We start from the raw sequence: 20,997 nt of genomic DNA on the forward strand, positions 1-20,997 counted from the left end.
TTTTGACAACCCCTTTTCAAACCCCTTGTCGAAGGGGTGCGGGCGGCCGTAGCGTCGAAGCGGGCGGAGGAGGGGACACGGTGAAGCACACATCCCGGGACATCAGGACGGCGAACCGGTACGCGGTGCTGCGCCACCTCATCGCCAAGTCCCCCGCTTCCCGGGGCGAGTTGGCGGCGGCGACCGGGCTCAGTCAGGCGACGGTCGCCACGCTCGTGGCGGAGCTCACGGCACTCGGCCTGCTCGTCGAGGTCGGTTTCGAGGAGTCCGCGGGCGGGCGTCCGCGCTCGCTGGTCGCGGTGGACGCGGCGGGCGGCGCGCTCGTCGGCGTCGACGTGGCGGAGACGTACGTGCACGCGGAGCTCTTCGATCTCGCGCTGGGCGTAGTGGCGCGCGCCGAGGAGGAGCTGCGGCCCGGCGAGTCCGCCCCGGAGGAGGTCGTCGGCCGGATCGCGGCGGCGGTGGGGGCCGTGGTCGCCGCCGCGGACACGCGCCGCCCGCCGCGGGTGCTCGGGGTGGGCGTCACGATGCCGGGGCAGGTCGACCGCGAGCGCGGCGTCGCGGTCCGCGCCGCGAACTGGGGCTGGCGCGACGTGCCGCTGACCGCGCTGCTCGGCGAGCGCCTCCCCTACCCGGTCCACCTAGACAACCCGCTGCGGGCGGCGACGGTCGCGGAGCTGTGGTTCGGTGCCGCGCGCGGATGCGACGACGCCGTGGTGATCAACCTCGGCACCGGCGTCGGCGCGGGCCTCGCGCTCGGCGGCGCCCTGCACCGCGGCGTCACGAACAGCGCCGGCGAGTGGGGTCACACCACGCTCGTGCTCGACGGGCGGCCGTGCCGCTGCGGCGACGCCGGATGCGTGGAGGCGTACGTGGGCGCGCCCGCCATCATGCGGACGCTGCGCGAACTCGCCCCGCACAGTGCGCTGTTGACCGATGATGACCAGACCGCCACGATCGGCGCGCTCGGCCGCGCGGCCGCCGGCGGCGACCCGGTGGCGCTGCGGGTCGTCCGGGAGACCGCCCGCCATCTCGGCGCCGCCGTCGCGGACCTGGTGAACCTGCTCAACCCCGAAGTGATCGTGCTCAGCAGCTGGGTGGCGACCGCGCTCGGTACGCCCCTGCTGACCGAAGTGCGCCAGGCCGTCGCGCGGCACGCGCTGGGCAGCCCGTTCGCGGCCACCGAGATCGTCCTGTCCCCGATACCGACCGACCCCGTGAGCCTGGGCGCGGCGACCTTCGCTCTGGAGGGCGTGCTGTCGTCGCCGGGCCTGACCGGCACCACCCTCACCCCGCACACGACCTGACCGTCAAGGAGAACGATGTCCCTCCCCGAGGTGTCCCTCCCTGAGGAATCCGCACTCCCCTACTACGAGCAGGTGTCCCCCGGGACCGGCGGTGTCGCGCCGCGCTCCTGGTACGCCGCCTCCGACGCCGCGTCCCTGTCCCTGGACGGCCCTTGGCGCTTCCGCCTCTCGGCGACGGCCGACGGCCACGACGCGTCCTTCGCGCGCCCCGGCCACGACGCGTCCGCCTGGACGGAGCTGACAGTGCCGGGGCACTGGGTACTCCAGGGCGACGGGGCCCTCGGGTCACCGGCGTACACGAACACCGTCTACCCGTTCCCCGTCGACCCGCCGCGTGTCCCGACCGAGAACCCGACCGGTGACCATCTGCGCGTCTTCGGCCTGCCGGACGACTGGCCGGCGTCGGGGGCGACCGTGCTGCGCTTCGAGGGGGTCGAGTCGTGTGCGCGGGTCTGGCTGAACGGCGAGGAGCTCGGCGAGTTCAAGGGCTCGCGGCTGCCGCACGAGTTCGCGGTCGAGGGGCTGTTGCGCGCGGAGGGCAACGTCCTGGCCGTACGCGTCCATCAGTGGTCGTCCGGCTCGTACCTGGAGGACCAGGACCAGTGGTGGCTGCCCGGCATCTTCCGTGAGGTCACGCTGCTGCACCGGCCCGACGGCGCGGACGCCGACTTCTTCGTGCACACCGCGTACGACCACCGCACCGGGGAAGGCACCCTGCGGGTCGAGGCGAGCGCGGGAGGGCGCGTGACCGTGCCCGAACTCGGCGTGGACGTCGGGGCGGGTGAGCCGGTGTCGCTGCCGGTGGAGCCGTGGACGGCCGAGACGCCGCGCCTGTACGCGGGTGAACTGGCCACGCCGGGCGGGGAGATCATCCCCTTCCGCGCCGGATTCCGTACCGTCGCCGTGGAGGACGGCGTCCTCAAGGTCAACGGAAAGCGGATCCTGTTCCGCGGCGTCAACCGGCACGAGTTCCACCCGGAGCGCGGCCGCGCCGTGGACGAGGAGACGATGCGCCACGACGTCCTCCTCATGAAGCGGCACAACATCAACGCCGTGCGGACCTCGCACTACCCGCCCCACCCCGCGTTCCTCGACCTGTGCGACGAGTTCGGCCTGTGGGTGATCGACGAGTGCGACCTGGAGACGCACGGCTTCACCCACGAGCGGTGGCAGCGCAATCCGGTCGACGACGAGCGCTGGACCCCGGCTCTCCTCGACCGGGCGGCCCGCATGGTGGAGCGCGACAAGAACCACGCGTCGGTGATCATCTGGTCCCTCGGCAACGAGTGCGGCACGGGCGCGGGCCTGAGCGCGATGGCCGACTGGATCCGGGACCGCGACCCGTCCCGCCCGCTGCACTACGAGGGCGACCCGTCGTGCGCCGACACCGACGTCTACTCGCGGATGTACGCGGACCACGCCGAGGTCGAACGCATCGGCCGGTACGAGGACGAGGGCCCCGAGGCGCGCCGCGAACTCCCGTTCATCCTGTGCGAGTACGCGCACGCGATGGGCAACGGACCCGGCGGACTCTCCGAGTACCAGCGCCTGTTCGAGACGTACGACCGGCTCCAGGGCGGATTCGTCTGGGAGTGGATCGACCACGGCCTCGCGGACGGACGGTACGGGTACGCGTACGGCGGTGACTTCGGCGAGGAGCTGCACGACGGCAATTTCGTGTGCGACGGGCTCCTCTTCCCCGACCGCACGCCCTCGCCCGGACTCGTCGAGTACAAGAAGGTGATCGAGCCGGTCCTGGTCGAGGGCGACGGGACGGCGGGCACGGTCCGCGTCACGAACCGCCACGACTTCGCGGACCTCGCCGCGCTGGCCTTCACCTGGTCGTACGAGGTGGACGGCGCGCCGGTGGAATCGGGCCCGCTCGCCGTGCCCGCGCTCGCGCCCGGCGAGAGCGCGGACGTCAAGCTGCCCGCCCCGCCGGACGCGGCACGGGGCGCGGAGACGCAGTGGACGGTACGGGCGGCGCTCGCCGACGACACCGCGTGGGCGGACCGGGGTCACGTGGTCGCATGGGGTCAACTCCCCGCGTCAGGAAGGAAGTCGGTCGTTCCCGCGAGCGGGCTTTCGCCGGTGCGGGAAGCGGAGGCCGTCACGCTCGGCCCGGCCGTCTTCGACGCGCGTACGGGCGAGCTGCGGAGCGTCGGACAGGTGCCCGTCACCGGGGTGCGCCTGGACGTGTGGCGGGCGCCGACGGACAACGACAACGGCGCCGACTGGCAGGCGGACCGGCGGTTCGGCCTCCTGTGGCGCACGGCCGGGCTGCACCGCATGCGGCACCGCCTCGACCACGTCATCCTGGAATCAGGCGCGTTGACGGTACGGACCCGGGTGGCCCCCGCAGCCGAGCAGTTCGCGCTCGGCACGGAGTACCGCTGGACGGCGGACGAGACGGGCCGTCTGACCCTGACGGTCTCGGTGACCCCCGAGGGCGACTGGACGGTGCCGCTCCCCCGCCTGGGCGTCCGCCTCGGCCTGCCGTCGTCCGCGACGCACGCGCGCTGGTTCGGCGGCGGCCCCGGCGAGGCCTACCCGGACACACGTGCCGCGTCGCGGCTCGGCCGGTGGGAGGCGTCCGTCGACGAGCTCCAGACCCCGTACGTGCGCCCGCAGGAGAACGGTGCGCGCGCGGATGTCCGCCGGATGGAGATCGGCGGCCTGCGGATCGACGGCGAGCCGGAGTTCTGGTTCACGGCCCGCCGCTGGACGAGCGAACACCTCGACGCGGCCGGGCACCGCACGGACCTGGTGGCCGGGAACACGGTGTGGGTGAACCTGGACCACGCCCAGCACGGCATCGGCTCCCAGTCCTGCGGCCCCGGCCCGCTCCCGCGGTACGTGCACGAGGTGGCCCCGGCCACGTTCGCCTTCACGTTCTCGGCAGCGGGCTGATCCACGGGCCAAGGCCTGTCCCGTACCCGGCAGTTGAGGCGTACGACATCGTGCGCGCGCTGGTGGACGCGCTGCCGGTGGGCAGCGCGCTGTTCCTGAGCCACCCCACCTCCGGCCTGAACGCCGAGAAGATCGCCAAGGTGGCCGAGACGTACCACGAGCGCGGCTTCACGTTCGTGCCCCGCTCGTCCGGGTTCCGACAGAGTTAGCGTCGTCGTATGACGTCACCTCCTCTTGCCGAAGCCCTCGCCGCGGGGCCGGTCGTCCTGGACGGCGGGCTCTCCAACCAGCTGGAGTCCGCCGGGTACGACCTGAGCGACGAGCTGTGGTCGGCGCGGCTGCTCGCCGAGCGGCCCGGGGCGATCGTGGCCGCACATCTCGCGTACTACGAGGCGGGGGCCTCGGTGGCGATCACGTCGAGCTACCAGGCGACGTTCGAGGGGTTCGCGCGGCACGGGGTCTCCCGCGAGCGGGCCGCCGAACTCCTGTCTCTGAGCGTCGAGTTGGCGCGCGAGGCGGCCCGGCGCGCGGAGGCGAAGGGGGTGCCGGGTCCGCTGTGGGTGGCCGCGTCGGTGGGCCCGTACGGGGCGATGCTGGCCGACGGTTCGGAGTACCGGGGCCGCTACGGCCTGACGGTGGCCGAGCTGGAGGCCTTCCACCGGCCCCGGCTCGACGCCCTCGCCGCGGCCGGGCCGGACGTGCTCGCCCTGGAGACCGTGCCGGACACCGACGAGGCGCGGGCTCTGCTGCGGGCCGTGCGGGGGCTCGGTGTCCCGGCGTGGCTGTCGTACAGCGTCGCCGGTGACCGCACCCGCGCCGGGCAGCCCCTGGAGGAGGCGTTCGCGCTCGCCGCCGACGCGGACGACATCGTCGCGGTGGGCGTCAACTGCTGCGCCCCCGAGGACGTCGAACCCGCGGTGGCGCTGGCCGCGCGCGTCACGGGGAAGCCGGTGGTGGCCTATCCGAACAGCGGCGAGTCCTGGGACGCGGAAGCGCGCGGCTGGCGGGGCGCGGCCACGTTCACCGCGGACCGAGTGGCCGGCTGGGAGCGGGCCGGGGCCCGGTTGATCGGAGGCTGCTGCCGCGTGGGCCCTGACCGGATCGCGGCGCTCGCGGCGGCGGTACGTCGCTGAGCGGCGCGGGCCGGCGACCGGGCGCGGGTGCGGCGCGGCGGTGTCCGATTCGTTCAAGACCGGTGCGGGGGCGCGTGCCTACGGTGGGGGCATGACCGAGATCACCGCACGACTGGACGCCGTGGGCGTCGTCGTCTCCGACATGGCCGCCGCCGTCACGTTCTACCGCCGCCTCGGCCTCGCGTTCCCCGAAGGGGCCGAGGAGCAGCCGCACGCGGAGGCCGTCCTGCCCGGCGGCCTGCGCGTCCTGCTCGACACCGAGGAGACCGTGAAGTCGTTCCACCCGTCCTGGCGGGCGCCCGCCCGTGGCGCCTCCCGGCACGGGCTGGCCTTCGACTGCGGTGACGCGGCCGGGGTGGACGCCGTCTACGAGGAGCTGCTGGCCGCCGGGTACGACGGCGAGCTGAAGCCGTGGGACGCGTTCTGGGGCCAGCGGTACGCCGTGGTCCTCGACCCCGACGGCAACGGGGTCGACCTGTTCGCACCGCCGGCCACGACCGCCTAAATGCGTCCGCCCGGCCAGGACGCGTTCGCCCGGCGCTTGCGCACCCCGTCGAGCAGCCGGGCGCGCTGTACCCCGGACGTCGCGAGGTCGACGCCTACGAGGGCGAGGGCCGTCGCCCCGTCGAGCACCGCGAGGTCGGCGCCCGGGGTCTTGCCGTGGGCGGTGAACTCGGGGGTGTGCTGCTTGGCACCGCCCGTGTCGTAGCCGACCGTCGGGTGGATCGAGGGGATGCGCTGCGAGACGTTGCCCATGTCGGTCGACGCCATCGTCTCGCCGTGCAGTGAGGTGACCGTACGGCCCAGCTCAGCGGCGGCCCTCGCGTAGGACCGGGTCATCTCCTCGTCCTGGCGCAGGTCGGCGAAGTCCCTTCCGTGCGCGCTCACTTCGAGCTCGGCGCCGGTGGCGAGCGCGCCCGCCTCGAAGCACGCCCTGACCCGCTGCCAGGCCTCGGCGAGCTGCTCCACGGTGCGCGCCCTGACCTCGTAGCGGGCGGCGGTGCGGGCCGGGATGACGTTCACGGCCTGGCCGCCGTCGGTGACGATGCCGTGCACGACGACGCCGGGCGGCAGCTGCTGGCGCAGGAGGCCGACGGCGGTCTGGGCGACGGTCATGGCGTCGAGCGCGTTGACGCCCTCCCAGGGGGCGAGCGCGGCGTGCGAGGGCCTGCCCCGGTAGGTGAGATCCCAGGCGCCGATGGCCAGCGAGGAGGCGCCCACGGTGTCGTCGGGGGCGGCGTGCACCATCATCGCGGCGGCGACGTCGTCGAAGATCCCGGCGTCCATGAGGAGCACCTTGCCGCCGATGTCCTCCTCGGCGGGCGTGCCGATCAGCTTGACGGTGACGCCGAGTTGGTCGGCGACGGCGGCGAGGCCGAGGGCGGCGCCGACGGACGCGGCGCCGTTGACGTTGTGCCCGCAGGCGTGGCCGATGCCGGGCAGGGCGTCGTACTCGGCGCAGAACGCCATGACGAGGTCGCCGGTGCCGTAGGTGGCGAGCACCGCGGTGGGGAGGTCGCCGGCGCCGCGGGTGACGGTGAATCCGGCGCTCTCCATGAGGTCGGCGATCCGGGCCGCCGCGCGGTGTTCCTGCAGGGCGGTCTCGGGGTCGTCGTGCAGGGCGTGACTGAGGGCGACGACCGGCTCGCGCCAGTTCCGTACGGCGCCGGTCACGGTCTTGCGCGCGGTCGGGGTGTCGGTCATGCGAGGTCTCCGGTCGGGGCGAGGTGCGGTACGGGGGTGGCGGCGGTGCGGGGCGCGCGGTAGCGCAGGGTGAGGGCCGTGCCGACGACGGCGGCGCAGGCGCACGCGCCCCAGCCCCACAGGTAGCCGGACTCCGCGATGCGCGTGGTCCCGCGCACGGCGTGGGCGGTGAAGAAGCCGCCGATCACGGCGGCGCCGATGGCCGCGCCCAGGGAGAGGGCGAGTTCGTTGAGTCCGACGGCGAGCGCGGTCTCGTGCTCCTCGACGACCTCCGCCGACAAGGTCCGCGTGATCGACTCGAAGAGCCCGGTCGCCAGGCCCACGACGAGGGCGGAGGTCACATACTGGCCGAGGCTGTCGTGGAAGAGGGCCATGCCCAGGAAGCCGAGCGCGACGAGGACGCCGCCCGTGGCGAGCACGGCGCGGTCGCCGATGCGCCGGGCGAGGCGCGGCGTCAGCGTGGATCCGGCGAATCCGGCGACGACCATGGCGAGCGAGATCGTGGCGATGGCCTGCGGACCCATGTCCATGCCGTAGCCGTTCTCGGAGCGTGAGGAGCCCAGGAAGAGGGCGTTGGCGCCGAGGAAGCCGATCGTGCCGAACGAGGCGCAGAACGTGTAGCCGCTGACCACCGCGAGCCGCGGGTTGGCCAGCATACGGACGCTGACCAGCGGGTTCTCGGACCGGTGCTCGACGGCCACCCAGGCCGCGAGGACGGCGACGGCCACGACGGCGAGCCCGATCGTGCGCGCCGAGCCCCAGCCCCACGTGCTGCCCTGGGCCAGGACGAGGACGAGCGCGATGAGGCCGGCGGTGAGCAGCGCCGCCGCGCCGTAGTGGAAGCGGCCGCCGCGCGGGATGTCGCTGTCCGGCAGTACGAGACCGGCGGCGACGGCGAGCACGGCGACGGGGACCGCGGTCCACAGCCCGGCCTGCGCGTGGCCCTCGCTGAGCGCGCCGGCCACGAGACCGCCGACGCCGATCGCGATGAGCAGGACGCCCACGAGGAGGGAGATCCCGGTGCGGTTCTGCTCGGGGGCGCGGGAGCGGAGGATGCCCACGAGGAGCGGGAAGAAGCCGACGAGGGCGCCCTGGAGGGTGACGCCGACGGCGAGGGTCACGGCGGACGGCCACGCGGCGATCAGGAGCGAGCCGCCCGCCACCATCGCGAGCGCCACCCGCAGCAGCCTGCGGTGTCCGTGCAGGTCACCGAGCCGGGACAGCAGCGGCGTCAGCACGGCGCAGGCCAGCTGGAAGAGCAGGTAGATGTTGTTCTGCCCGACGGTGCCGATGTGCAGGCTCCGGCCGACCTCGGGGAGGAGCGGGGTCAGATAGCCCTGGACGATGCCGCTGAACAGGACGACGACGGCCATCGTCGCGACCATGGCCGGGCCGGAGCTCACCGCTCTGGGTCCCCGCCCCGTTCCCGTTGTGTGTGTGGACACAGCTTCACCTCTGGATCTTCTGGTGGCCGGAACCGAATGTGGTCGCTACTGTGCGGGCCGAGGCACGGACGGCCCCGAATATTCATGGATTCGTACGTACGGAGTGCTTGTGATGCGAGAAACGGTCACCGCCAGCGAGCTGGACCTCGCCCTGGTGAACGCCCTCCAGCTACGGCCCCGGGCATCCTGGTCGGAGCTCTCGCCGCCGCTCGGCGTGACGGCGGGCACGCTGGCGCGGCGCTGGGACCGGCTGACGCGGGCGGGGCTCGCCTGGGTGTACGCGGCGCCCGGCCGCGAGTTCACCCGCAACCGCTGCACGGCGTTCGTGCTGCTGCGCTGCCTGCCGCAGGAACGGTCGCGGCTGCTCGCCCGGCTGAGTGCGCTCCCGGAGGCGGCGACGATCGAGGTGACGGCCCCGGGCAGCTCCGACCTGCTGCTCGACGTGCTGGCCCCCGACCTGCCCTCGCTCAGCCGCTTCCTCACGCGGGAGCTGGACCAGCTGCCGGGGATCGTGTCGGTCAGCGCCCTGTTCGCCACGTCGCTCTACGTCGAGGGCAGCCGCTGGCGGCTGCGCTCCCTCGACCCCTCGCAGATGACGGCGCTCGGGAACGCCACGGCGGCGCAGGAGCCGGCGCGCGGGCTCGAACTCGACCCCGTGGACCGGGCCCTGCTCGGCGAACTCGTCCGCGACGGGCGGCTCGGCCTCGCCGAACTCGCCGAGCGCACCGACACCAGCCCGCCCACCGTCCGCCGCAGGCTGCGCCGCCTCACGGACTCGGCGGTCCTGACGTTCCGCTGCGACATCGCGTCCGCGCTCGCCGGTCATCCGGTTCCGGTGTCGCTGCTCGGCCGGGTCCCCGCGCGGGACATCGGCACCGTCCACCGCACGCTCGCCGCGCTCCCGGAGTGCCGTCTTGTCGCGGCCGTCACGGGTCCCGCGAACATCTTCGCCACGCTGTGGGTGCACGACCTGGGAGACATCCAGCGCCGCGAGACCGCGCTGTGCGCCCGGCTGCCCTCGCTCACGGTGACGGACCGCATCGTCGGCCTGCACACCGTCAAGCGCATGGGGCATCTGCTCGACGAGGAGGGGCGCCGGGTCGGGATCGAGCCGATCTCTCCCTGGTAGGCGCGGCCCGCCCCGTCAGACGAGACGGGTCGGCGGAACGCCCGCCAACGCCCTTACGTCACGCGCCAGATGGGCCTGGTCGGCGTACCCCGCCCGCGCGGCCGTCTCGGCGAGCGGCACTCCCCCGCGGGCCAGCGCGAGGGCGCGTTGCAGACGCAGGACGCGGGCCAGGGTCTTGGGCCCGTAGCCGAACGCGGCGAGGGAGCGCCGGTGCAGGCCGCGCGCGCCGAGCCCCGCGCTGTCGGCGGTCTCGGCGACGGTGCGGCCCGCGCCGAGCGACGCCACGATGTGCGCGAGGACGGCGTCGGGCGGCGCGGCTCCCCGTTCGAGGGCCACGGCTTCGAGGGCGGCCGCCGGGTCGTGTGCCGCGTCGACCCGTTCGGTCAGGCGCCGCACCTGGTCCGACGGCCACAGGTCGGCGAGGTCGACGCGCCGGTCGCGCAGTTCCTGGGCCGGGACGCCGAGGACGGCGGGCGCGGTGCCGGGGAAGAAGCGGATGCCGGCGAACCGGGTGGCACCGCTGATGCCGGGCCGGTACGCGTGTGTGTCGGGTCCGGCGACGAAGAGGCGTCCCTCGGTCCACAGCAGATCCATGCAGCCGTCGGGCAGGACGTCCGGTGCGGGGCTTCGGCCGTCGCCGCCCGGGGTGACGGTACGGGTCCACAGGACCGCGCCCGCCACGCTCCGCGCCGCCCGCTCCCGGTACACGTCAGCCACGTCTTCGAGGCTACGCCGCGTGCGCGGGGTGGCGTCCGCCGGTCAGTTGTGGTCGTGGTGGTCGTGGTCGCGCTGACGGGGGTCCTGCGGATGGTCACCGTTCTTGCGCACGTGCGTGCGCAGGCGGGACGACACGTCGTCCGGGGGCAGGAACTTCGACCAGCGCTCGGGGAACTCGGACGGCATGTCGGGGTCGTCCGCGTCGTCGTCGCCGTGCGCCTGGCGGGCGGCGGAGCGGGCGACGTACTCCGCGGCCTGCTTGGTCCGCCACCGCTCGTTGGCGGCACGGGCGACCGAGGTCGCGACAGACGGCCAGACCCGGTCGATCGCCGCGTTCACCGCGGCGCCGACGAGCACCGCGAACGCCGACACGCCGATCCACAGGAGCACGGCGACGGGCGCGGCCAGGGACCCGTAGATGGTGGGGCCCTCGATGGCGCTGGTGATGTAGAGGCGGAGCAGGAAGCTGCCCGGCACCCACATCGCGAGGGCCACGAGGGCACCGGGGACGTCCTCGATCCACGGCGAACGCACGGGCACGGACACGTGGTAGAGCGTCGTCAGGAAGACCACGGACAGGAGGAGGACGACGGGCCAGTACAGGACCTGGACCACGGTCTCCGACCACGGGACCAGGGCGATCACCGCGTCCGGGCCCGCGATCATCAGCGGCAGCGCGACCGAGCCGACGATCAGCGCGACGAGGAACAGCAGGAAGGCGAGCAGCCGGGTCTTGACGATGCCGCGCACACCGTCGAGCCCGTACATGACCGTCACCGTGTCGACGAACGTGGACACCGCGCGCGAGCCCGACCACAGCGAGAACAGGAAGCCGATGGAGATGACGTCGGGGCGGCCCTTCATCGCGTCGTCGAGGATCGGCCGGGCGATCTCCTTCACGCCCTGGTCGCTCAGGACGGTGCGCGACGCCTCCAGGATGTTGTCGCGGACGCCGGCGATCGTGTGGGCGCCGGTCCAGGTGTCGACGTAGGCGAGCAGTCCGATGAGGGAGAGGAGCAGCGGCGGCACGGACAGGAGCGTGAAGAACGCCGCCTCGGCCGCGAGCCCCAGGATGCGGTACTCCATGCACGAGTTGACGGTGTCCTTGAGCAGCAGCCAGGCGGTCCTGCGCTTCGAGACGTTGCGGTAAAGGGCGCGGGCCCGGTGGAGTCGGCCTCTGCGTGGCCGATCGGGTGTTTCTTTTGCCTGGTGCACGTCCTTACCGTATCTGTCATGGCAGCCACCACCCACGCAGTGACCAACCAGGCTCCGCCCCTGGTGGGATATGACGTTTTTGCCGCGGACAAGGCCCTCACCGAGGGAGTCGAACGGCATCTGGAGCCCTCGCTGACCGCCGAGGTCCGCGAGGAACTCGGCGGCCTCGGCCGCGCCGCCGGTTCCACCCAGGCCCTGGAGTGGGGCGTGCTCGCGAACGGGAATCCGCCGACGCTGCACACCCACGACCGCTACGGGCACCGCGTCGACGAGGTCGAGTTCCATCCGTCCTGGCACCGGCTCATGGCCAAGGGTGTCGCGGCCGGACTCACGTCGGCCTGGTCGCGGCCCGGCGGCCATCTGCGGCGCGCGGCCGCGTTCCTGGTGTGGAGCCAGGTCGAGGCGGGCCACACCTGCCCGCTGTCGATGACGCACGCGGCGGTGCCCGCGCTGCGGGCCGATCCCGCGCTGGCCGCCGAGTGGGAGCCCCGGCTGACCTCGATGGTGTACGACGCGGGGCTGCGGCCCGCCGCCACGAAGGCGGGCGTCGTGTTCGGGATGGGCATGACGGAGAAGCAGGGAGGCAGCGACGTCCGCGCGAACACGACGCGGGCGACGCCGCTCGCCGAGGACGGCACGTACGAGCTGACCGGGCACAAGTGGTTCTGCTCCGCGCCCATGTCGGACGGCTTCCTCGTCCTGGCGCAGGCCCCCGAGGGACTCACCTGTTTCCTGCTGCCCCGCGTCCTGGAGGACGGCACGCGCAACCCGTTCGCGATCCAGCGGCTCAAGGACAAGCTGGGCAACCGGTCGAACGCGTCGGCCGAGGTCGAGTTCGACGGGACCTGGGCGCGCCGGGTCGGGGACGAGGGGCGCGGGGTGCGCACCATCATCGAGATGGTCGCCGCCACGCGCCTGGACTGCGTGCTCGGTTCGGCCGCGATCATGCGCCAGGCCGTCGCGCAGGCGATCCACCACTGCACGTACCGCGAGGCGTTCGGCGGCCGGCTCGTCGACAAGCCGCTGATGCGCAACGTGCTGGCCGACCTGGCGCTGGAGTCGGAGGCCGCGACGACGCTGGCGCTGCGGCTCGCGGCGGCCCAGGACGCCGTGCAGGACACCGGGTCGGAGCAGGAGCGGGCGTTCCTGCGGATCGCGGTCCCGGCCGCCAAGTACTGGGTGACGAAGCGGTGCACGCCCATGGCGGCCGAGGCCCTGGAGTGCCTGGGCGGGAACGGTTACGTGGAGGAGTCCGGCATGCCGCGGCTGCTGCGCGAGTCGCCGCTCAACTCCATCTGGGAGGGATCCGGCAATGTGCAGGCGCTCGACGTGCTGCGGGCGTTGCAGCGCGAGCCGCAGGCGCTCAACGCGTTCCTCCAGGAGGTCGGCAGGGCGCGGGGCGCCGATCACCGCCTCGACGGCGCCATCAAGGACCTGCTGACCGAACTCGCCGACCTGGAAGGCATCGAGGCACGGGCGCGCCGGGTCGTGGAGCGGATCGCTCTCGTGCTCCAGGGCTCGCTGCTGGTGCGTCACGCGCCGCCGGAGGTCGCGGACGCGTTCTGCGCCTCGCGGCTCGGCGGGGACTGGGGTGCGGCGTTCGGCACGCTGCCGCACAGCCTGGACCTGCGGTCGGTCGTCGAGCGGGCGCGCCCTGTGAGCTGAGCGACCGGCCCGAAACCACCGGGTGACGACCGAGGTCACGGGGGTGATGCTGCGCCGACACGGCATCACCCCCGCCTTGCAGGCCCCTTGAGGAGCTCCCGCGCCGCCGGAGCGGCACGGTTTCAGCTTCGACCGACGTACGGCTGTTCGCCAGAGTTGCAGAGGGTTGCAACTGTCGCGGCCGCCTTTCCGCCCCGCAAAGGCCGGTGAAGCGGCACGATAGGCACACGTCCCCACGCACTGGTCTGTTCCAGGAGGACCCGTGACGCAGAAGAACTCGACCGTCGATCTCGGCCGGCTGTCCACCATGGACTGCTCCCTGGCCGCGCGGCTCCTCAAAGGCGTCCGCGCCGCGACCCTGTCGGGGCAGCAGCCGCAGATCCTGCCGCGCCCGGTGATCGGCGAGTCCTGGAACCGCATGCTCCGCAGCGGGGTCGACCCGGACCGTGACGTGCGCTCGGGCCTGCTGAGCATGGACGAGGTGGAGGAGCGCCGCCAGTCGTCCGTGCTCCTGGAGATCCTGCCGGTGCTGCGCGAGGCGCTGGTCACCGTCGCGGACGCGGCGCAGCACATCATGGTCGTGTCCGACGCGGACGGGCGCGTCCTGTGGCGCGAGGGCAGCGCGGCGGTGCTGCACAAGGCCGACCGGCTCGGCTTCGAACTGGGCGCGGACTGGTCCGAGGAGACCGTCGGGACGAACGGGGTGGGCACGCCGCTCGTGACGCGGCGCCCGGTGCAGGTCTTCTCCGCCGAGCACTTCGTGGGGTCGCTGCACACCTGGACGTGCACGGGGGCACCGATCACGGACCCGCGCGACGGGCGGCTGATCGGCGTCGTCGACGTGAGCGGCCCCCTGGAGACGATGCACCCGGCGACGCTCTCGCTCGTCGGGACGGTCGCGCAGCTGGCGGAGGCGCGGCTGCGGGAGCGGCATGCGGCGGCGCTCGACCGGTTGCGGGCCGTCGCGGCGCCGGTCCTCGCGCGGATCGGCGGCCGGGCGGTCGCCGTGGACGTCCAGGGCTGGACGGCGGCGGTGACGGGGATGCAGCCGGTGGACCGGATCGCGCTGCCCAAGTCGCTGTCCGAGCTCTCGGAACTCTCGGACGGGCGGGCCTGGCTGCCGACGCTGGGGATGTGCGCGGTGGCGCCGCTGCCGGGCGGCTGGCTGCTGCGGCCCGACGGTCCGGACGGGGCGGCCGAACCGCTCGGCGGCACCCGTGTCGTCCTGGACGTGAGCAGGCCCCGGCACTGGTCGGTCACGGTGACCGACGGCACGCGGTCCTGGTCGCACGAGCTGAGCCCGCGCCACGCCGAACTCCTCTATCTGCTGGCCCTGCACCGCCCCCGCGGGCGCAGCGCGTCGGGCCTCGCGGAGGACATGTTCGGCGACCCGACGCGCACGGTGACGGTGCGCGCCGAGATGTCGCGCGTACGCCGCTATCTCGGCAGCCTGCTCGGGCACCGCCCGTACCGCTTCCACGAGGAGGCGGAGCTGGAGGTGGTGCTCCCGCAGAGCCCGGCGGACCTGCTGCCGTACTCGGTGGCACCCGGCGTACTGAGATCACGGTCGGCGCCGCCGCACTGACCCCGCCCCCACAACAGCGGTTTTCTCAGGCCAAGTTAACCCCTCAGACCCGGGCGAGGATCACCGAGCGCGTGAGGTGGCGGGGCCGGTCCGGGTTACGGCCGCCTGCTACCGCGACCGCCACCGCCAGGCGCTGCGTCCGTACCAGTTCGGCCAGCGGGTCGAGGCCGCCGGCCACCCACATTCCGCCGGTGGCGTGCACCTCGTCGGCGAGACCGGCGGGCGCCTCGCCGAGCATCCACGTGACCGTGCCGCGGGTCGAGACACTGATCGGGCCGTGCCGGTACTCCAGGGCCGGATGGGCGCCGGTCCAGGGAAGCTGGCTCTCGCGCATCTTGTGGGCCGCCTCGCCCGCGAGCCCCACGGTCCAGCCCCGGCCGAGGAACATGAACTGCGTGCAGTCGACGAGCCACGGGGGCAGCGGCTCGGCGAGCGCGTCGTGCGCGTCGTCCACGACTTCCTGCGAGTGCAGCCCGAAGTGGGTGCGCAGCAGCGTGAGGGCCGAGGTCGGGAAGCGGGTCTGCACGACGGACTTCTCGTCGGCGAAGTCGAGTGCGAGCACGTCGTCGGCGGCCGAGGCCACCGGGGTCGCGGCGTCCGTGGTGATCACGGTGGTCCTGACGCGTCCGCGCAGCCCGGCGAGGAGGCGGAGCACCTCGGTGGTGGCGCCCGAGCGGGTCAGGGCGACGACCCGGTCGTAGTGGCGTCCGGCCGGGAACTCCGACGCGGCGTGGGCGTGGGTCTCGCCGTGGCCGGCGTCCTCGCGCAGCGCGGCGGCGGCCTGCGCCATGAAGAGCGAGGTACCGCAGCCGACGACGGCGACCCGCTCGCCCGGCTCGGGGAGCAACGCCCCTCGGGTCAGGGCCAGTTCGGCCGCCCGTTCCCAGCACTCGGGCTGGCTGTACAGCTCGTTCTCGATATGGCTCATGGCGCACCCTCACATCCCAGCACATGCTTGGTTGTGCAAGTTATAGCGCGTTTTCGAGCATTTGAGATCAGCCAACCCCGTCGAACTCCGCCGAGAGTCCATGTGCGCGCTCCAGAAGTCCATGCCCTTGCCCACCCGCCGCCGTCACTCTCTTGTCGAGCACGAGCAACAGCGCATATCTGCAAGCACCTCCCTCCCCCACCGTTCAGGAGGAACCTGTGCGTCGCTTCAGATCGATCCGATCCGTCTGTGTGACCGCCGTCGTCGCGGTCGCCGCCACGCTGGGCCTGTCCGCGCCGGCCCAGGCCGCGGGGCAGACCCCCGGCACCTACACCAACTACGGCTTCCCGTCCGGCACGACGGCCCTCACCGAAGCCACCTGGGGTACGACGGTCGAGGCGGACCCGGGCCGCGGAAACGTCTACTGGGCCCACCAGTTCGACTTCACCAACAGCGTCGGCGGCTACGTCGGCCAGCAGCGCTGGCGCACCGGCACCGGCATGTTCCTGTTCTCCCTGTGGGGCTCGACGGCGGCGAAGGCAGGCTCGGCCGGTACGTACTGCCAGACCTTCGACGAGTCGGGCACCGGGTACACCTGCCGCTACAACGAGGCGTTCACGGCGGGACACCACTACACGTACCGCGTCTCCCCCGACACGACCGACGGCTGGTACAAGGCGACGATCTCCGACGTCACGGCCGGCACGTCCTTCGTCCTGGGCAGCCTCCAGGTCGGCTCGGGCGCCCGCATCAGCGCGGGCGGCATGGTCGACTGGGTCGAGTACTTCGACTGGAACAGCAACTCGGCGACCTGTGAGGACGAGCCCTACTCACGGGCCCGCTTCGACCTCCCCGCGGGCACGTCGACCGGCGGCTCCGCCGTCTCCGCCTCCGTCGGCTCGACGTCCACGAGCAGCACCTGCACCCAGTACGCCAAGGTCACCCAGGTCTCCGGCGGCAGCGTGCACGACGACGCGACCGGCAACTCCGCCTCGGGCGACATCACGGGCAGCAGCGGCAAGTGCGTCGACATCACGGGCGGCGGCAGCACCGACGGCACCCCGCTCGAGCTGTGGACGTGCGGCGGCGGCAACAACCAGAACTGGGTCCTGTCGCACGACGGCACCGTACACGCGCTCTACAAGTGCATGACGGTGAGCGGGAGTTCGGTGCAGCTGTCCACGTGCAACGGTTCGGCCGCGCAGCAGTGGCAGCGCTCCGGGGACACCCTCGTCAACCAGGGCAAGTGCCTGGACGCCCAGGGCGGCGCGAGCGCGGACGGCACGAAGCTGATCACCTACACGTGCTCGGGCGGCGCCAACCAGCGCTGGACAACGCCCAGTTGATGCAGACGTGACCGGGCGCCGCCACAACACGCCCTACGGGCGCCCGGTCACACGCAGATGACTTCGATGCCCTGCGCCGTGATCTCCTCGACGAGCACCTCCGGGGCGTCCTTGTCCGTCACCAGGATCGACACCGCGTTCAGCGCGCACACCTGGGCGAACGCCCGGCGGCCCAGCTTCGAGGAGTCGGCCACCACGATGACCGTGCCCGCGCGTTCGGCGAGCGAGCGGTTCGCGCTGGCCTCCGACTCGTCGTGGGTGGCCGCGCCGAAGCGCGGGTGGACCGCGTCCACACCGAGGATCGTGTAGTCGAGGGCAAGGCTCTGCAGGACGGAGGTGACGAGCGGGCCGACGAGTTCGTACGAGCTCGGCCGGGCCACGCCGCCCGTGACGACGATCTTCACATGGGGGCGGATCGCCAGCTCGTTGGCGATGTTGATCGCGTTGGTGACGACGGTGAGCGCGACGCCGCCGGACGTGCCGCCCGGGTCGGTGCGGACGGCCAGTTCCCTGGCCACCTCGGAGGTCGTGGTACCGCCGTTGATACCGACGACGGAGCCCGACGGGACGAGTTCGGCGACCGCCTTCGCGATCCGCTGCTTCTCGTCCGCCTTGCGGGCCGTCTTGTAGCGCAGCGGCAGATCGTAGGCGACGGAGCTCACCACGGCCCCGCCGCGCGTGCGGGTCAGCAGGGACTGCCGGGCCAGTTCGTCCATGTCGCGCCGGATCGTGGCGGAGGAACAGCCCAGTCGCTCGGCCGCCTCCGTGACATCGAGATGACCCTCATTGCCGAGTATTTCCAGCAGTTGGGTCCATCGGGCAGGTGCGCCCACTTGTTCCTCCTCGCGACGCGCGTAGCGTAACCCGCGCCGTTCTCCGCATCCAGACGTGATCATCCGCGCACCTACACGTGACCGTCTGTGTGCGCGCGCAGGCGTGGGCGGGCCCGCCCCCTCCGACGGGCCCGCCCACGCCTGCGCCGTGGCTGCTACTCCCCTGCTTCGCGCGGCGGTTGACCGCCGTCGAAGTACGCGAGAAGCTCCGGCTCGAGTTCCGGGACGTCGTACGGCACGCCCCCCTCGCGCAGCGAGCGGGTGGCGAGCGCACCGGCGGCGACGCTCATCCGGGCCGCGACGGGCGACGTGTCGGTGACACCGCCCTCACGGACGAAGCGGCAGAACTCGCCGATGATGCGCTCGTCGGCGCCGCCGTGCGAGCCCGTCGCCTCGGGCACGCGGTACACGATGTCGGCGTCCTTGCGGTAGCCGGTCGGGCCCGTGTTCCAGACCCGGACCTCGTCGCCGGGGCTGTCCCCGAAGTTCTCGAGGCGGCCCTCGGTGCCGATGACCGTGTAGTTGCGGAAGTAGTCGGGGCTGAAGTGGCACTGCTGGTAGGCGGCGATGACGCCGTTGTCCAGCTGCATGTTCATCACCGACACGTCCTCGACGTCCACGACGTGGTGCAGGTCGTGGCGCTCCGTCGGCGGCCAGTCGAACTCCTTCAGCCAGCCGTCGGGGCGCGGGGTGTCCGGCTCGCGGCGCGGCAGGTCCCCGTAGACCATGAGGTCGCCGAGGGCGTTGACGCGCTTGGTGTAGCCGCCGGCCAGCCAGTGCACCACGTCGAGGTCGTGCGCGGCCTTCTGGAGGAGGAGGCCCGTGGTGCGGGTGCGGTCGGCGTGCCAGTCCTTGAAGTAGTAATCGCCGCCGTACGAGACGAAGTGCCGTACCCACACGGTCTTCGGCTCGCCGATCTCGCCGCGCGCGATGATGTCGCGCATGAGGCGCACGACGCCCATGTGGCGCATGTTGTGGCCGACGTAGAGGCGGGTGCCGGTCTTGTACGCGGTGCGCAGGATGGTGTCGCACTGCTCGACCGAGATGCCGAGCGGCTTCTCGACGTAGGCCGGCTTGCCCGCTTCGAGCGCCTCGCAGGCGATGGCTTCATGGGTGTCGTCGGGGGTGGCGACGATGACGGCGTCGATCGACGGGTCGTCGAGGAGCCTTCGGTAGTCGTCGACGGCGACCGCGCCCTCGTACAGCTCCGGGACCTTGGCCCGGATCTGCGGGTCGAGGTCGGCCACCGCCGCCACGACCGATCCCTTGCCGGGACGGTGCGCGGCGGTCGCCAGGTTCCGTCGCAGTCCGAGCCCGATGACTCCGATGCGCAGGTCTTCCACGTGCGGGTGTCCTGTTCTGTGTGCGATACGCCTAGTGGTGCGGGGTCCTGCCGGGCGGTGCTACTTGCTGTCGGCGATGGCCTTCTCGAACTCGTCGCGCATGGCGTTGCCCGCCTCGCGCTGCCAGGTCGGCAGGATGTCCTTCTTGAAGGAGGAGAGCGGGGTGCGGCCGGCGACGATGTCCTTGACGGCCTGGTACACGGTGTCGGTCGAGGAGGCGCCCTTGTTGGCGTTGGTGTCCGAGAAGAAGCCCGTGGTCGGGTTGATCTTGGCGAGCTTCATCAGCTCGACCTGGGCCGCGTGGATGCCGCGGGTGATGTCGGGCTTGCCCGGGAGGTACAGGGTCTCGGGGGCGTTGCCGAAGAAGTTGATGGCCTGGCGGGTGGTGATGACCTCGGCGTTGCCCTTCTTGTTGAGGAGCACGTCGCCGTCCTTGGAGCGGGTGTGGTGCGTGCCCTCGATGCCGTTGTCCAGGAAGAGCCGCTCCTCGGTGCCGAAGGGGGCGCTGAGGTAGTTCATGACCTGGAGCAGCGTGTCGATACGGTCCTTGCTCACGGCCTTGTTGATGGCCGTGAAGCCGACCGAGCCGTAGCCGTAGCCCCAGCCGGGGGTCATCCCCTTCTCCGCCGCGAACGGGACGACGACCTTCTCCGGCCAGTCGTACTGGTTGCTGTCGCTGAGGAAGCCGGGGAAGGACTGAACGTGCAGTCCGAGGAACCCGCCCTCCATCTTCTCCAGGGTCGTCGGCAGGTTCGGGTCCGGCCAGAACAGCTGCGCCTTCTGGCACTTGAGGGCGAACTCCAGGCCGGCGTGGAACTCGTCGGTCTCGAAGTAGTGGGTGAGCTTCCCGCCGTCCATGCGCCAGCCGTTGGGCGCGCCGTGCCAGTAGGCGAACTGCAGGATGTGGTTCACGTACGCCGGCTCGAGGACGTACTTCTTGCGCTTGACGTCGAGGAGTTCCTTCGCCTTGTCGAAGAAGTCCTGGGCGCTGTCGAACTGCACGCCGCCGACCGGCTTCCAGAAGTCCTCGTTCGCGACGTAGACCTGGCCCATGCGGCCGTACGGGACCGCCATGCCCCAGATCCTGCCGTTGAAGACGGCCGTCTTCCAGGCGAACCCGGGGATGTTGGCGAGGTTCGGGTACTTCTTCACCGCGTCGCCCGACAGGTACTCGGTGAGGTCGTGGAACTTCGCCTCGAGCAGCGCGGGGACGTTCTTGAGGCCCTGGTTCGGCGGGAACCACATGAGGTCGGGCATGTCGCCGCCGGCGATGGTGGCGTTGAACTTCGCGCGGTAGACGTCGTCGGCGCCGAGGCCGTTGACGATCGTCATCTTCAGGTCGGAACCCAGGCGCTTGTTGAGCTCCTGCCAGTACGCGTTCCGGTTCATGGCCGGGGCCGCGGTCGTGAAGGTCTCGGTCAGGGCCGTGACCGGCTTGCCGTCACCCGGCTTCTTGCTGACGCTGCGGGTCAGGTTCTTGGGGTAGCGCAGGTACGCCGGGTCGAGGCCCGCAGCGTTGCCCGGCAGGTCGGGCGCCGGGACGTTCGCGGGGACGTACGTCGGCAGCTTCAGCTTGGCCGACGCCTTGGCGCCGCCACCACTCGAGGCCGCGCCGGAACCACAGGCCGTGAGGGAACCGGCACCGGCGACGGTGAGGCCGGCGACGGTCGCGGCACCGAGGAACCCGCGGCGGTTGAAGTCTCTGGAGGACATGACTCTCCTAAGGGGCGAGGAGCG

Annotated in this window: 17 protein-coding genes; 9 read left to right on the top strand and 8 right to left on the bottom strand. The window is 72.4% G+C overall.

Features of this window, described 5'->3' with window-relative positions; translation table 11 throughout:
* Positions 1–80 precede the first annotated feature (80 nt).
* The 5 genes from OG758_RS15120 to OG758_RS15140 all read left to right on the top strand — a co-directional run bounded on the left by OG758_RS15120 (position 81) and on the right by OG758_RS15140 (position 5,855).
* Positions 81–1,307, top strand: a complete 1,227-nt coding sequence (locus OG758_RS15120) for an ROK family transcriptional regulator (protein ID WP_326710487.1) — start codon at positions 81–83, stop codon at positions 1,305–1,307.
* Between the two features lie 15 nt (positions 1,308–1,322).
* Positions 1,323–4,217 (top strand): glycoside hydrolase family 2 TIM barrel-domain containing protein, encoded by a 2,895-nt coding sequence (locus tag OG758_RS15125; protein WP_326710488.1) that lies wholly within the window; start codon positions 1,323–1,325, stop codon positions 4,215–4,217.
* 47 nt (positions 4,218–4,264) lie between these two features.
* Positions 4,265–4,426, top strand: coding sequence for an SAM-dependent methyltransferase (locus OG758_RS15130; protein WP_384304949.1), 162 nt, complete (start codon positions 4,265–4,267; stop codon positions 4,424–4,426).
* A 9-nt stretch (positions 4,427–4,435) separates the two neighbouring features.
* Positions 4,436–5,350 carry a homocysteine S-methyltransferase gene (gene mmuM, locus OG758_RS15135; RefSeq protein ID WP_326710489.1) on the top strand — a complete coding sequence of 305 codons (915 nt, stop codon included), beginning with the start codon at positions 4,436–4,438 and terminating at the stop codon, positions 5,348–5,350.
* A 91-nt stretch (positions 5,351–5,441) separates the two neighbouring features.
* Positions 5,442–5,855, top strand: a complete 414-nt coding sequence (locus OG758_RS15140) for a VOC family protein (RefSeq protein ID WP_326710490.1) — start codon at positions 5,442–5,444, stop codon at positions 5,853–5,855.
* Here the strand turns inward: OG758_RS15140 and OG758_RS15145 are convergent.
* Together OG758_RS15145 and OG758_RS15150 are read right to left on the bottom strand one after the other, a co-directional pair.
* Positions 5,852–7,054: a M20 family metallopeptidase gene (locus OG758_RS15145; RefSeq protein WP_326710491.1), complete on the bottom strand. Its 1,203-nt coding sequence runs from the start codon at positions 7,052–7,054 to the stop codon at positions 5,852–5,854. The two genes, OG758_RS15140 and OG758_RS15145, sit on opposite strands and share 4 nt — an antisense overlap.
* The gene (locus OG758_RS15150; protein WP_326710492.1) at positions 7,051–8,457 is read right to left on the bottom strand and encodes an MFS transporter; all 1,407 of its coding nucleotides are present in this window, start codon (positions 8,455–8,457) and stop codon (positions 7,051–7,053) included. The genes OG758_RS15145 and OG758_RS15150 overlap by 4 nt, the downstream gene beginning before the upstream one ends.
* Before the next feature lie 154 nt (positions 8,458–8,611).
* Between OG758_RS15150 and OG758_RS15155 the strand changes: the two genes are divergently transcribed.
* Complete coding sequence (locus tag OG758_RS15155; protein WP_326710493.1) at positions 8,612–9,628, top strand: Lrp/AsnC family transcriptional regulator; 1,017 nt, start codon at positions 8,612–8,614, stop codon at positions 9,626–9,628.
* Between the two features lie 15 nt (positions 9,629–9,643).
* Here OG758_RS15155 and OG758_RS15160 read toward each other — a convergent pair whose 3' ends face one another.
* Together OG758_RS15160 and OG758_RS15165 are read right to left on the bottom strand one after the other, a co-directional pair.
* Positions 9,644–10,336: a helix-turn-helix transcriptional regulator gene (locus OG758_RS15160; protein WP_326715926.1), complete on the bottom strand. Its 693-nt coding sequence runs from the start codon at positions 10,334–10,336 to the stop codon at positions 9,644–9,646.
* 51 nt (positions 10,337–10,387) lie between these two features.
* The gene (locus OG758_RS15165; RefSeq protein WP_326710494.1) at positions 10,388–11,560 is read right to left on the bottom strand and encodes a YihY/virulence factor BrkB family protein; all 1,173 of its coding nucleotides are present in this window, start codon (positions 11,558–11,560) and stop codon (positions 10,388–10,390) included.
* Between the two features lie 18 nt (positions 11,561–11,578).
* Between OG758_RS15165 and OG758_RS15170 the strand changes: the two genes are divergently transcribed.
* A complete protein-coding gene (locus tag OG758_RS15170) occupies positions 11,579–13,225 on the top strand; it encodes an acyl-CoA dehydrogenase family protein (RefSeq protein WP_326710495.1) in 1,647 nt (548 codons plus the stop codon).
* A 307-nt stretch (positions 13,226–13,532) separates the two neighbouring features.
* Positions 13,533–14,810 (top strand): helix-turn-helix domain-containing protein, encoded by a 1,278-nt coding sequence (locus tag OG758_RS15175; protein WP_326715927.1) that lies wholly within the window; start codon positions 13,533–13,535, stop codon positions 14,808–14,810.
* A gap of 43 nt (positions 14,811–14,853) precedes the next feature.
* Here the strand turns inward: OG758_RS15175 and OG758_RS15180 are convergent, their stop codons facing one another.
* The gene (locus tag OG758_RS15180; RefSeq protein ID WP_326710496.1) at positions 14,854–15,738 is read right to left on the bottom strand and encodes an SIS domain-containing protein; all 885 of its coding nucleotides are present in this window, start codon (positions 15,736–15,738) and stop codon (positions 14,854–14,856) included.
* Positions 15,739–15,956: 218 nt separating this feature from the next.
* On the opposite strand from OG758_RS15180, the gene OG758_RS15185 reads away from it, so the two are divergent.
* Complete coding sequence (locus OG758_RS15185) at positions 15,957–17,084, top strand: ricin-type beta-trefoil lectin domain protein (protein ID WP_326710497.1); 1,128 nt, start codon at positions 15,957–15,959, stop codon at positions 17,082–17,084.
* 47 nt (positions 17,085–17,131) lie between these two features.
* Here the strand turns inward: OG758_RS15185 and OG758_RS15190 are convergent, their stop codons facing one another.
* The 3 genes from OG758_RS15190 to OG758_RS15200 all read right to left on the bottom strand — a co-directional run bounded on the left by OG758_RS15190 (position 17,132) and on the right by OG758_RS15200 (position 20,973).
* Positions 17,132–17,917: a DeoR/GlpR family DNA-binding transcription regulator gene (locus tag OG758_RS15190; protein ID WP_326710498.1), complete on the bottom strand. Its 786-nt coding sequence runs from the start codon at positions 17,915–17,917 to the stop codon at positions 17,132–17,134.
* A 155-nt stretch (positions 17,918–18,072) separates the two neighbouring features.
* On the bottom strand, positions 18,073–19,260 hold the full coding sequence (locus OG758_RS15195; RefSeq protein ID WP_326710499.1) for a Gfo/Idh/MocA family protein: 1,188 nt from the start codon (positions 19,258–19,260) through the stop codon (positions 18,073–18,075).
* Positions 19,261–19,320: 60 nt separating this feature from the next.
* Positions 19,321–20,973, bottom strand: a complete 1,653-nt coding sequence (locus OG758_RS15200) for a hypothetical protein (RefSeq protein WP_326710500.1) — start codon at positions 20,971–20,973, stop codon at positions 19,321–19,323.
* Positions 20,974–20,997: the final 24 nt, after the last annotated feature.

It is taken from the genome of Streptomyces sp. NBC_01474 (genome assembly GCF_035918215.1).
Classification (GTDB): Bacteria; Actinomycetota; Actinomycetes; order Streptomycetales; family Streptomycetaceae; genus Streptomyces; species Streptomyces aureus.